The organism is Bacillus sp. MUM 13 (assembly GCF_001866725.1).
Classification (GTDB): domain Bacteria; phylum Bacillota; class Bacilli; order Bacillales; family DSM-1321; genus Peribacillus.
On the sequence record NZ_MLYQ01000002.1, the window covers coordinates 1 to 13251 of the forward strand.

At 43.9% G+C, this 13251-nt stretch carries 11 protein-coding genes and 4 tRNA genes; all 15 read left to right on the top strand.

Annotated elements, in window-relative coordinates:
- The first annotated feature begins 395 nt into the window (after nucleotides 1–395).
- The 15 genes from rpsF to BIV59_RS01045 all read left to right on the top strand — a co-directional run bounded on the left by rpsF (nucleotide 396) and on the right by BIV59_RS01045 (nucleotide 13251).
- Nucleotides 396–680 (top strand): 30S ribosomal protein S6, encoded by a 285-nt coding sequence (gene rpsF, locus BIV59_RS00975; RefSeq protein WP_071349570.1) that lies wholly within the window; start codon nucleotides 396–398, stop codon nucleotides 678–680.
- Between the two features lie 60 nt (nucleotides 681–740).
- Nucleotides 741–1259 carry a single-stranded DNA-binding protein gene (ssb, locus tag BIV59_RS00980; RefSeq protein WP_071349571.1) on the top strand — a complete coding sequence of 173 codons (519 nt, stop codon included), beginning with the start codon at nucleotides 741–743 and terminating at the stop codon, nucleotides 1257–1259.
- 42 nt (nucleotides 1260–1301) lie between these two features.
- A complete protein-coding gene (rpsR, locus tag BIV59_RS00985; RefSeq protein ID WP_071349572.1) occupies nucleotides 1302–1541 on the top strand; it encodes a 30S ribosomal protein S18 in 240 nt (79 codons plus the stop codon).
- 274 nt (nucleotides 1542–1815) lie between these two features.
- On the top strand, nucleotides 1816–2763 hold the full coding sequence (locus BIV59_RS00990) for a YybS family protein (RefSeq protein ID WP_071349625.1): 948 nt from the start codon (nucleotides 1816–1818) through the stop codon (nucleotides 2761–2763).
- Between the two features lie 45 nt (nucleotides 2764–2808).
- The gene (locus BIV59_RS00995) at nucleotides 2809–4779 is read left to right on the top strand and encodes a DHH family phosphoesterase (protein ID WP_071349573.1); all 1971 of its coding nucleotides are present in this window, start codon (nucleotides 2809–2811) and stop codon (nucleotides 4777–4779) included.
- Nucleotides 4776–5225, top strand: a complete 450-nt coding sequence (gene rplI, locus BIV59_RS01000) for a 50S ribosomal protein L9 (protein ID WP_071349574.1) — start codon at nucleotides 4776–4778, stop codon at nucleotides 5223–5225. The genes BIV59_RS00995 and rplI overlap by 4 nt, the downstream gene beginning before the upstream one ends.
- A gap of 174 nt (nucleotides 5226–5399) precedes the next feature.
- Nucleotides 5400–6764 carry a replicative DNA helicase gene (gene dnaB / locus BIV59_RS01005; RefSeq protein WP_071349575.1) on the top strand — a complete coding sequence of 455 codons (1365 nt, stop codon included), beginning with the start codon at nucleotides 5400–5402 and terminating at the stop codon, nucleotides 6762–6764.
- A 231-nt stretch (nucleotides 6765–6995) separates the two neighbouring features.
- Nucleotides 6996–8288: an adenylosuccinate synthase gene (locus BIV59_RS01010; RefSeq protein ID WP_071349576.1), complete on the top strand. Its 1293-nt coding sequence runs from the start codon at nucleotides 6996–6998 to the stop codon at nucleotides 8286–8288.
- A 231-nt stretch (nucleotides 8289–8519) separates the two neighbouring features.
- A tRNA-Lys gene (locus BIV59_RS01015) sits at nucleotides 8520–8595 on the top strand.
- A 4-nt stretch (nucleotides 8596–8599) separates the two neighbouring features.
- A tRNA-Glu gene (locus tag BIV59_RS01020) sits at nucleotides 8600–8671 on the top strand.
- Nucleotides 8672–8753: 82 nt separating this feature from the next.
- Nucleotides 8754–8829, top strand: a tRNA-Asp gene (locus tag BIV59_RS01025).
- A gap of 5 nt (nucleotides 8830–8834) precedes the next feature.
- A tRNA-Phe gene (locus BIV59_RS01030) sits at nucleotides 8835–8907 on the top strand.
- 497 nt (nucleotides 8908–9404) lie between these two features.
- Entirely contained in the window at nucleotides 9405–10112 is a 708-nt protein-coding gene (yycF, locus tag BIV59_RS01035) for a response regulator YycF (protein WP_071349577.1), read from the top strand.
- Between the two features lie 5 nt (nucleotides 10113–10117).
- Nucleotides 10118–11950, top strand: coding sequence for a cell wall metabolism sensor histidine kinase WalK (walK, locus tag BIV59_RS01040; RefSeq protein WP_071349578.1), 1833 nt, complete (start codon nucleotides 10118–10120; stop codon nucleotides 11948–11950).
- Nucleotides 11947–13251: a YycH family regulatory protein gene (locus tag BIV59_RS01045; RefSeq protein ID WP_071349579.1), complete on the top strand. Its 1305-nt coding sequence runs from the start codon at nucleotides 11947–11949 to the stop codon at nucleotides 13249–13251. Before walK ends, BIV59_RS01045 begins: the two co-directional genes overlap by 4 nt.

Below are 13251 nucleotides of genomic sequence, written 5' to 3' on the forward strand. Positions count from 1 at the left end.
CACGTATAGGCAGAGATAATGAGTGGTCTGTAAGCTAAAGAAGGAGCTAGTCTAGCCAAATGGCTGAATATCTTACCCGGCAAAGAAGCCAAAAAGTGCTTCTCTTCTTAAGATTGCCCAAAAACAAAACCAAGTACCAGGAAGAGTGGGAGCCTTGACAGTTTCGTTCATATCAGGAGGCTCACCGGCCGCCCCGCGGAAAGCGAGCATCCTGGAGCGGAAATCAACCACCTTGTTCCATTGCAACAAAGTTTACGAAAATAGCCTTTAAAAATAACCCCGCAGCGGACATTGCAAAGAGACAGACACTGTGATATAATTTTGCATTGTGAGTAATTTAAATTTAATTGCTCCTTGCCCAATAGGGCCGCTTAGACCAAAAGGAGGTGACAGAGATGAGAAAATACGAAATTATGTATATCATCCGTCCAAACATTGAGGAAGACGCTAAAAAAGCGTTAGTTGAACGTTTCAACACAATTCTTACTGATAATGGTGCAGAGGTTTCTGAATCAAAAGAGTGGGGTAAACGCCGTCTTGCTTACGAAATCAATGATTTCCGCGACGGTTACTACCAAATCGTGCGTGTTAACTCTGAGGCAGCTGCGATCCAGGAATTCGATCGTTTGGCTAAAATCAGCGAAGACATTATCCGCCACATGGCTGTTAAAGAAGCTTAATGCCAGTATAATAAAGCATATTTGATTGAAAAAGATCTGGAAACTTAGGGGTTGATTCTGATGATGAATCGCGTGATTTTAGTAGGACGCTTAACTAAAGATCCTGAACTAAGATATACACCGAATGGGGTTCCTGTAGCAACGTTCACTTTAGCTGTTAACCGTGCATTTACGAATCAGCAGGGAGAACGCGAAGCAGACTTCATTAATTGTGTAGTTTGGCGTAAACCGGCAGAAAATGTAGCTAACTTCCTTAAAAAAGGAAGCCTGGCTGGCGTGGATGGACGAGTCCAGACACGTAATTATGAAGGACAAGACGGCAAACGAGTGTATGTAACAGAGATTCTGGCTGAGAGCGTTCAATTTCTTGAACCACGAAGCAGTTCAGCGGGTGAAAGAAATGATGGCGGTTCATACGGAAATCAGAAAAGCTACAATAATGATAATCCGTTTGGACAAAATCAGAATCAGAATCAACGCAATAACAACAACAACAACAACTACACTCGTGTAGACGATGATCCATTTGCCAGCGACGGCAAAACCATCGACATTTCGGATGACGATCTTCCATTTTAATGGATGAATGGATAATTTTAAATTGCAGGGAGGGAAATAATCATGGCAGGAAACCGTAAAGGCGGACGTGCAAAACGCCGTAAAGTTTGTTACTTCACAGCAAACGGAATCACTAAAATTGATTACAAAGATGTAGATCTTCTTAAAAAGTTTATCTCAGAGCGCGGTAAAATTTTACCACGCCGTGTAACTGGTACAAGCGCAAAATGGCAGCGTAAATTAACGATTGCTATCAAACGCTCTCGTACAATGGCATTATTACCATACGTTGTTGGTGAATAATCCAATTCAGCACATCAAGGCGCTTGCCTTGGTGTGCTTTTTATTTGGCGTGAAAATACACGCTGTTTTTATATGTCTGCACATTGTGCGGATGGCCGAAGCATTTGAAGATAGAAGATGCCAGCAGGCCTGCTGAATCAACATTTTCTGGCCTAATTACTTGATTGCCCCATAAATCTAAAAGCAATCGTTTGAATCTGTTTTTTGTAACAGCTACAATAGGGAAAGAATATATAGCAGACTTCTCTGATTTTTGATGAATGGAAGTGAAGGATTGAATAATGGGAGAAAAGTAGCAGAGGGCGGAGTGCTCCTCGCTTTGTATAGCATTTTATTGTTACTGGTGGTTCAGCTGCCATTTTTGATTTTTCTATTTTTCTTTTTGCCGGCTCCATTCATTCTGGCAGCTATTAAACAAAAGCTGTCATGGTCTTTTGGAATGCTGTTCATGGCCAGCCTTCTGGCAGCTGTCCTTGGGATGGTGTGGCAAATACCGATGGTGCTTGTGACAGGTTTGGTCGGGATTACAATCGGATATCATATCCAGCATGATAAATCTCCTATATTGATGTTTATCCGTACGGTCCTTGTCTTTATAGCGGGCTTTGCCATTCTGGCAGCCAGTGCAGTACTATTCTTTCATTTTAACTTCATCTCCTTATATAAACAGTTCATGAAACAAGCCCTGCTCCAGATTGATAAGTCAGCAGGACTGCTATCCTCAATGGGACATACTTCGGCCGGGCAGTTAAAAGATCAGTTTATAGAGAGAGCTGAACTTATTATGACCCTGCTGCCAAGCCTTATCGTGACTGCTTCCATATTCATGGTGTTACTTTTCCTTTGGGCAGCACATCCGATTTTGAAAAGGTTTAGCCCCAAAAAGACAGCTTGGCCCCGATTCCGGGAGATTCAGCTCCCTAAAAGCATTTTGTGGTATTATTTAATTACCATGATTCTTTTGGCCGTCATGCGTCCGGATAAAGGCAGCACGTGGTATATTGTGCTGATGAACCTTTTTTTCATCCTGCAGTTCTTTATGACCATACAGGGTCTTTCCTTGTTTTTTTATATCAGCCATATCAAGAAGCTGCCAAAAGCAGTGCCGGTCATTTTGGTAATTGCTTCATTTTTCATTCCAATCATACAGTCTGCCGTAAGATTATTAGGTATAATAGATTTAGGTTTTCCTTTTAGGGAATACATCCGGAAAAAGAACTAGTTTACACTTTCTGCATTGCAGCAGATGTTTTTAGGAGCTGAATATATGCCATCTTATTTAAAAAAGACAGGAAGCTCATCCATATATGGACTATTGGTGATCAGCATCGTATTTCTTGGCGTCCTTGCCTTTTATAATTGGTGGGCTGCAGCATTGGGGTTTCTGCTGCTTGGCGGAATTCTTATTCTTACATTAAGGGCTGAGTCCCTTAAGCGGCGTGAAACGGAAGAGTACATTTCGACACTTTCCTACAGGCTGAAGAAGGTAGGGGAAGAAGCCCTGCTTGAAATGCCGATAGGAATTATGCTGATTAACGAAGACTACTATATTGAATGGACCAACCCCTTCCTTGCGTCTTGCTTTGATGAAGGCACACTGGCAGGAAGGTCGCTCTATGATGTCGCAGAATCTATCGTGCCCCTGATCAAACAGGAAGTGGAATCGGAAACGGTGACCCTTCATGGCAGGAAGTTCAGAGTGATTCATAAGACAGAGGAACGGCTGCTGTATTTTTTTGATGTGACAGAGCAGATTGAAATTGAAAAATTATATGAAGAAGAGCGTACAGCCATTGCTTTTATCTTTCTGGATAATTATGATGATCTGACACAGGGCATGGATGACCAGAGAAAAAGCAGCCTGAACAGCATTGTCACCTCTTTGCTTGATAAATGGGCTAAAGACAATGGCGCATTCTTAAAAAGGACTTCATCAGAGCGTTTTATTGCCGTTTTTAATGAAAGCATCCTGCAGCTTCTTGAAAAAGGGAAATTCACCATTCTAGATGAAATCCGCGAAACAACATCGAAGCAAAATGTTCCGCTCACATTAAGCATAGGAGTGGGCTCTGGCGTTTCCTCGCTGCCGGAACTCGGATCTATGGCCCAGTCCAGCCTTGATTTGGCGTTAGGCCGGGGAGGCGACCAGGTAGCCATTAAGCTGCCTAATGGAAAGGTGAAATTCTACGGCGGAAAAACAAACCCTATGGAAAAACGGACAAGGGTACGTGCAAGGGTCATTTCCCATGCTTTGAAGGATATAGTCCTCGACAGCGATAAAGTCATCGTAATGGGGCATAAGCATCCGGATATGGATGCAATCGGATCAGCCATCGGGATTTTAAAAGTAGCCCAGATGAACCAGCGTGAAGGGTATATTGTTGTTAATTTTCAGGAAATTGATACTGCTGTCCGCAAGCTGATGGAAGAAACGAAAAATACGAAGCCAGAGCTTTATTCCCGTTTCATCACCCCGGAGGATGCTTTTGAAATACTGACTGAAGACACTCTGCTAGTGGTCGTCGATACGCATAAACCATCCATGCTGATTGAAGAGAAGCTGCTTGGCAGAATCGATAAAGTGGTTGTCATCGACCATCACAGGCGCGGAGAGGAATTCATTAATAATTCCCTGCTTGTATATATGGAGCCTTATGCTTCCTCAACGGCAGAACTCGTTACAGAGCTATTGGAATATCAGCCAAAACGAAACAAGATTGATATGCTCGAATCCACGGCACTGCTTGCCGGCATCATTGTAGACACAAAAAGCTTTACCCTGAGGACAGGTTCAAGGACATTTGATGCTGCCTCTTACCTCCGTGCACACGGTGCAGATACCGTGCTTGTCCAGAAGTTCCTGAGAGAAGACGTGGATACCTATATTAAGCGCTCCAAGCTTATTGAATCTGCATCCTTCTATAAGGATGGCATTGCCATTGCGAGAGGAACGGAAGGCGAGATCAAGGATCAGGTGCTGATTGCCCAGGCAGCTGACACCCTTTTGACGATGGAAGGCGTCATTGCTTCATTCGTCATTGCCAAACGCTCTGAGGAGATGGTGGGGATCAGTGCAAGGTCGCTTGGGGATATCAATGTCCAGATAATCATGGAAATGCTGAATGGAGGCGGGCATCTGACCAATGCCGCAACACAGCAAGTATGCTCCATAGATGAAGCGGAAGCTAAATTAAAGTCCGCTATAGATGAATATTTAGAAGGAGGACAAAAAGAATGAAAGTGATATTTTTAAAAGACGTAAAAGGCAAAGGTAAAAAAGGCGAAGTGAAAAACGTGGCAGATGGCTATGCACATAACTTTTTGCTGAAGCAGGGCCTTGCAGTAGAAGCATCTAACGCCAATGTCAAAACATTGGATGCACAGAAAAACAAAGAAAAAGTGCTTGCAGAAGAAGAGCTGCAGCAAGCGAAGGAACTAAAAGAAAAGATTGAAAAGCTGACTGTGGAGCTTTCTGCCAAGGCTGGTGAAGGCGGCAGATTGTTTGGCAGCATCACAACTAAACAAATTGCTGAAGAGCTTCAGAAAAAGCACGGAATCAAAATCGATAAGCGCAAAATGGAGCTAAGTGAAGGCATCCGCTCATTGGGCCATACAAAGGTTCCTGTAAAGCTTCATCCAGAGGTATCGGCGACACTTACCGTGCAAGTCAAAGAAATTAACTAATTTTAGCTCTTTCAAATCTATGAAAACTTGATAAAATAGAACTAGGGAAAAAAGTGATAGGTCTTTCGCGTCCATCACTTTTTTTCTTTTTGGACATATATGTATACACCTACTAAACTCTTTAAAGAAAGAGTTCACTATAGCAAGAGAAATCCTCTCGAATGGAGGCTGCATATGAACGAATTATTTCAGGATCGGATTCCGCCGCAAAATGTGGAGGCGGAACAGGCTGTACTAGGGGCTATATTCCTGGAACCATCATCTTTGACAGTTACATCGGAAATGCTGATTCCAGAAGACTTTTACCGCAGCTCTCACCAGAAAATATTTAATGTCATGCTCAACCTGAATGATGAAGGAAAAGCCGTGGATTTAATTACGGTCACAGAAGAGCTTGCAGCTGCAAAGAACCTTGAAGAAGTGGGCGGCGTCTCTTATTTAAGCGAACTGGCAGCATCTGTGCCGACTGCTGCCAATGTTGAATATTATGCGCGGATCGTGGAGGAAAAATCCCTCCTGCGGCGCTTGATCCGCACAGCTACGAATATTGCCCAGGAAGGCTACAGCAGGGAAGATGAAGTGGAAAATCTTCTTGGCGAAGCCGAAAAGAATATCATGGAGGTGGCACAGAGAAAGAACTCTGGCGCCTTTCAGAATATCAAGGATGTACTGGTACGCACCTATGATAATATTGAGGTTTTAACCAACCGCAAAGGCGACGTTACGGGCATACCAACAGGGTTCGCCGAATTGGACAGGATGACAGCCGGCTTTCAGCGGAATGATTTAATTATTGTGGCTGCCCGTCCTTCTGTAGGTAAAACAGCATTTGCACTGAATATTGCCCAAAACGTAGCCACAAAAACAGAGGAAAATGTAGCTATATTCAGCCTGGAGATGGGTGCTGAGCAGCTTGTAATGCGTATGCTGTGTGCTGAAGGCAATATCAATGCCCAGAATCTGCGGACAGGATCATTGACCGATGAAGACTGGCGGAAATTGACCATGGCGATGGGAAGCCTCTCCAATGCCGGCATTTATATTGATGACACCCCTGGGGTAAGAATCGGGGATATAAGGTCAAAATGCCGCCGGCTGAAGCAGGAGCATGGCCTTGGCATGATCTTGATTGATTATCTGCAGCTCATCCAAGGAAACGGAAGATCAGGTGAAAACCGCCAGCAGGAGGTTTCTGAAATATCCCGTTCCCTTAAGGCGCTTGCGCGTGAACTGCAGGTGCCTGTCATTGCCTTGTCACAGCTTTCCCGCGGAGTGGAGCAGCGCCAGGACAAACGCCCGATGATGTCGGATATCCGTGAATCAGGAAGTATTGAGCAGGATGCTGATATCGTTGCTTTCTTATACCGCGATGATTATTATGATAAAGAATCCGAAAATAAGAATATCATTGAAATCATTATAGCTAAACAGCGTAACGGACCTGTAGGCACGGTGTCTCTTGCCTTCGTTAAGGAATACAATAAATTCGTAAACCTGGAACGAAGGCTTGACGATTCGCAGATGCCGCCTGGCGCATAATATCATACACGTTAAATGTAAGGCCATTCTTCTGCTTAGGAAAGAATGGCCTTATTTTGGTTAACCTGTAAAAGCAGGCTATTGTGCTCATTCACGAACGTATGAAGTAATTATGTTGTTCATTGTTCGGTTTTTGTTGACTTCATACACGATAACCTGTTAAAATGAGTTTGTTTGATAAGAACCGGTTATGAGAGCCGGTATTACGTGAAATCTTTGGAGGTGCTGTATATGTCATCAGTGGTAGTGGTCGGTACGCAATGGGGAGACGAAGGCAAAGGCAAAATTACAGATTTTTTATCTGAAAATGCGGAAGCCATCGCTCGTTATCAAGGCGGAAACAATGCTGGGCATACGATTAAGTTTAACGGGGAAACATACAAGCTTCACTTAATTCCATCAGGAATTTTCTATAGCGATAAAATCTGTGTGATTGGAAATGGCATGGTTGTAGATCCCAAGGCGCTTGTGGAAGAGATTGCTTATCTTCATGATCATGGCGTAACAACGGATAATCTACGCATTTCAAACCGTGCACATGTGATCCTGCCTTATCATTTAAAACTGGATCAAGTGGAAGAAGAGCGCAAAGGCGATAACAAGATTGGAACAACGAAAAAGGGAATCGGTCCAGCTTATATGGATAAAGCAGCCAGAATGGGCATCCGCATGGCGGACTTATTGGACAGAGAGATTTTTGAAGAAAAGCTTGCACGCAATCTGGAGGAAAAAAATCGCCTTCTTGAACGCTTTTATGAAACAGAAGGATTCAAACTGGAAGAAATTCTTGATGAATACTTTGAATATGGCCAGCAGGTGAAGCAGTATGTCTGCGATACTTCTGTGGTGCTTAATGATGCCTTGGATGACGGAAAACGGGTATTATTTGAAGGTGCGCAGGGAGTAATGCTTGATATTGACCAGGGAACATATCCTTTCGTTACTTCTTCCAATCCTGTAGCAGGCGGCGTAACGATCGGATCAGGAGTAGGCCCTACTAAAATCAATCATGTTGTCGGCGTATGCAAGGCCTATACAAGCCGTGTGGGCGATGGCCCATTCCCTACCGAACTGGACGATGCGATCGGCCATCAAATCCGCGAGGTCGGACGCGAATATGGTACAACGACTGGAAGGCCGCGCCGTGTCGGGTGGTTTGATTCTGTTGTTGTCCGCCATGCACGCCGTGTGAGCGGGATTACAGATCTATCTCTGAATTCCATCGATGTGCTTACAGGCATTGAGAAATTGAAAATTTGTGTAGCATACAATCATAAAGGAACCATCATAGAAGAATTCCCGGCAAGCCTGAAAACCATTTCTGAATGTGAGCCTGTTTATGAAGAGCTTCCAGGATGGGAAGAGGACGTTACGGGCTGCAAATCTCTTGATGAGCTGCCGGTAAATGCGCGCCACTATATTGAGCGTGTTTCACAGCTTACAGGGATTCCTTTAACGACTTTTTCAGTCGGCCCTGACCGCATGCAGACGAATGTTGTCAGAAGCCCATGGCGCCAGGTATAAGGAAAAATGGCCTGCTTGTATTGAGTACAGCAGGCCTTTTCTCTGCCTTAATTCCAGATGAAAATTGTCCCGTGAAAAAATAAAAAATTTTTATTCTGAAATACTATTGCCATAGTCATAGATTCTATGATATTATCAAAAGCGTCGTCACAATAGAGAGTAAAACAGCAGGGGATGCCAAAGAGCGGCACACTCAGGTTGTAACGTTTTATTGATACACTCTTTTATGCCGAGCCATTAGCTCAGTTGGTAGAGCATCTGACTTTTAATCAGAGGGTCGAAGGTTCGAATCCTTCATGGCTCACCATTCCGGCCCATTGGTCAAGCGGTTAAGACACCGCCCTTTCACGGCGGTAACACGGGTTCGAATCCCGTATGGGTCATTAGCAAAAGCGAAGCAGGAAGATGGGAAGGATTTCCCTCCCATCCGAAGCTTGCCTTGATGCTAGTAAAATATTCAAATGTGGTCCCGTGGTGTAGCGGTTAACATGCCTGCCTGTCACGCAGGAGATCGCGGGTTCGATTCCCGTCGGGACCGCCATATTTGGCTCAGTAGCTCAGTCGGTAGAGCAAAGGACTGAAAATCCTTGTGTCGGCGGTTCGATTCCGTCCTGAGCCATCTCTAAAACGCCTTTAGGGCGTTTTTTTTATTTTCTGGATTATATCATTCGGTCTCCCGGCTTACTTAAACTGGGGACTTTTTTTGTAAGGGTGTTTCGTAACCTTTATTTCTGCCCCAGCAAGTGGCTGATTTCCGCTGCAGGATGCTCCAATCAGCCTGCTTTAACAATGGATTTACCTCGAGTGCTTGTTAAGAAGCAACAATCTTTAAGAAAAGAGCCTAAGAAAAAGAGAGCCTTCATAAAGGATTGATGGATTAGCTGAATGAATACAAGAGTGGAAATCTTGTATTTGGTAAATGTTGAGCTGAAAAGTAAAAAGGTGATTTACCGGTAATAAAATGATAAAGTAGAATAGACAAGATATGCGATGCTTGAGGGAAGCATGGGACATGCCGCATGCGCTTATAAGTACCGGTTACAAGGCTTGCTATTATGATACAAGCCTTTCTTTCATAAATACTGAGAATGAATTGTAAACAAAGGAGCGGGAGATATGGAAAAGAAAATCCTTGTAGTGGACGATGAAAAGCCAATTGCAGACATTCTGCAGTTTAACCTGAAAAAAGAAGGCTTCGATGTACAGTGTGCGTATGACGGCAATGAAGCGCTGAAAATGGTGGAAGAACTTCAGCCTGACCTTATTTTGCTTGATATTATGCTTCCTTTAAGAGACGGTATGGAAGTGTGCAGGGAAGTCAGGAAAAAATATGAAATTCCAATCATTATGCTGACGGCAAAGGATTCTGAAATTGATAAAGTGCTTGGGCTTGAACTGGGAGCGGACGATTATGTAACGAAGCCGTTCAGCACCAGGGAAATAATTGCAAGGGTCAAGGCAAATCTTAGGCGCCAGCAGGCCATAGCGGTTACAGAAACGGAAGATGAATCAAGAGAAATCACAATAGGCTCTCTTATTATTCATCCTGATGCATATGTCGTTTCGAAACGGGGCGAGACCATCGAGCTGACTCACCGTGAGTTCGAGCTGCTTCACTACTTAGCGAAGCATATTGGACAGGTTATGACACGGGAACATCTGCTGCAGACTGTTTGGGGCTATGATTATTTCGGAGATGTCCGTACGGTGGATGTCACTGTAAGGCGTTTGCGCGAAAAAATTGAAGATAATCCAAGCCATCCAGGCTGGATTGTAACAAGAAGAGGGGTAGGTTATTACCTTCGTAACCCTGAACAGGAGTAAGATGCATGAAAAAGGTAGGAATATTCCGTTCCATACAGCTTAAGTTTGTCTTAATCTATGTACTGCTGATTTTTGTGGCCATGCAGATCATTGGCGTATATTTCGTCGGGAAGCTGGAGAAAAACCTTGTCGGAAACTTCAAAAACTCTATAGAAGGCCATGTAAACCTTCTGGCCTACAGTGTTGGCGAAGAAATGGCGAAGGAAAGAGACAAGGATTCACCGCCGCTTGAGACAGACATTAATAGAATTCTATCGGAAAAAAATAACTCTTCCAATGATATATCAGAGGTACGGGTCATTGACTTGCCAAGCAGACGAATCATCGCAACATCTGATCCTGGCAATCAAAAGATTGTCGGCCGGAAAACAACAGAAGTCATGATCAAGCGGACCCTTGTTTTTGGCACAAATGAAAATAAGATATTCCGTGATCCAAAAAACGGCCGGAGAATCCTGGTGCTTTCCACCCCTATTGAATCAAAAGGCAAGGTGATTGGCGCCATCTATATCATTGCCCAGATGGAAAATGTGTACCAGCAAATGAATGTCATTAACCGCATTTTCATTACAGGGACTGCCATTGCCTTAGGCATTACAGCCATACTCGGCATTTTCCTGGCCAAGACCATCACAAGGCCGATGACCGATATGAGGAAACAGGCCATTGCGATGTCAAAAGGGAACTTCTCGCGGAAGGTTAAGGTGTACGGGGATGATGAAATCGGCCAGCTTGCCGTCACCTTTAACAACTTGACGAAAAAGCTTCAGGACTCCCAGTCAAGCACGGATGGCGAACGGAGAAAGCTATCCTCTGTCCTTTCCTATATGACGGATGGAGTCATTTCGACCGACCGCAGGGGAAGAGTCAATCTGATCAATGAACCTGCTGCAAGGCTTCTCGATGTTTCACGTGAAACAGTGCTTAACCAGCCTATTCTGCAGCTTCTGGGGCTTGAGGATGAGTATTCATTTGAGGATTTGCTCGAGCAGCAGGAGTCTTTAATCCTTGATTACGGAAAACAAAATAAGCCCTATATACTGCGGGCGAATTTTTCCGTGATCCAGAAAGAAACTGGCTTTGTTAATGGTCTGATCACGGTTCTTCATGATATAACCGATCAGGAAAAAATCGATGAAGAACGCCGTGAGTTCGTGGCGAATGTTTCGCATGAATTGCGGACACCACTGACTACGATGAGGAGCTATCTCGAAGCGCTGGCAGAGGGTGCATGGCAGGATGAGGATCTAGCTCCTTCTTTCTTAAATGTTACCCAAAACGAGACCGAGCGGATGATCAGACTGGTTAATGATTTGCTGAAGCTATCTAAAATGGACAGCAGGGATTATAGGCTATCCAAGGATTGGGCTGATTTCGGCGAGTTCTTTAATCATATTATAGACCGTTTTGAAATGTCGAAGAAGGAAGACATCACCTTTAAAAGGCTCATTCCTAAAGAGTCCTTCCTTGTGGAAATTGATGAAGATAAAATCACCCAGGTTCTCTACAACATCATTTCCAATGCAATGAAGTATTCACCTGAGGGGGGGCAGATCACCTTTGGTCTGCGTGCTGAAGAAAAGCAGATTATCATCAGCATCAGCGACCAGGGAGTGGGCATACCGAAGAATACCATCCATAAGATCTTTGAGCGGTTTTACCGGGTGGATAAGGCGCGTTCAAGGAACCTTGGCGGAACCGGACTGGGACTTGCCATAGCGAAGGAAATGGTTGTGGCCCACGGCGGGAAAATCTGGGCTGAAAGTGTTGAAGGCAAAGGAACTACAGTGTTCTTTACCCTTCCTTATGAACCGGAACAAGAGGATGAGTGGTCATGAATATAGAAGGAGCAAAGAGCATTATACTGACGCTTCTCATAATGATTAGTGCATTTTTGACCTGGAATATTTGGACATATCAGCCGAAGTATGATCCCATCAGCCAAAGCGGCGATACGTATTCGGTTGATATTGACAAAAAGGGTATTGATGATGTTGTAAAGCCAAATAGTGTCCTTTTTCATAAAAATGGAAAGCACTATCAGACTTTTGAGGAAGCAGATATATACAATATTCAAAAAGAGCTGTCGGGCTGGACTTTATACAATTTCCGGGACATTTCTTCAACCGTCAACTCCTTAAAATTCAAGGATTTTGTCCATGGGAACGGAAATACGGAAATCATCTTCAGGGATATTGTGCCGCTTGATTTATTTAAAAAAACCCTTGATATCGATGAAGAAAATCTTCCATCCATCTCATTCGACAGAATCGTATTTAGGCCTGCTGATTCTCCTCGCAGAGAAGCAAATGTCTATTTTGTTTCGTATGAAAAGCAGAGGGTATTCGAAGCTAAAGTGAATTCTTCTTATATAAAAAAATTCAATCAGGCCTTTTATCAAAAGGCAGCCGAATATCCCGAGTACCAGGAGCACGGCAAGCGCAATGTCTTATATGTTTCAAAAGATCCATCAAAAATGAATCAGTACAAGTACAGCATCACAAGAATCAATACCGAAAAATTCAAGGATGCATTATTCAGCGATCCTAAATATGTTGTCCGCCATGAGTCCGTGATTCAGGGCGATGAGTATTCAGATGGCTTGAGGCTTATGCTTGTAAATAAAGAAAGCTCGATGATTTCCTTTGTGAACCCTGCTCAAAAAAGCAAAGTATTCGGAACCTCAAGCGACCTTTTGAAAAAAAGCATTGATTTTATCAATAATCACGCGGGATGGGAAGATAACCGCTATCTGTTTGACGGATTAAATGAGGAAGAACAAAGTGTCCGCTTCCGGTTATTTGTCAAAGGATATCCTGTGTTTAATGATATTGGCAGCATTAATGAAATCTGGGGCAATGCAGATATCTACCGCTATGAGCATCCCAGCTTCTTCCTGGAAGTGCCTCTGCCGGAGGATCTCTCCATCACCCTGCAATCTGGCGAAGAAGTGTACCAGAGGCTCAGGAATATGCGGAATATCGATATGGATGCGGTCCAGGACCTTGCATGCGGATATATGATGATGAAGGATCCGACTGATAGTAAATTAGTTTCACTGGAGCCCAAGTGGTATTATCGTTCCGGCGATGATTGGATCATGGTTCCCGATGAAGATCCCGGGACCAGGAGGCGATAA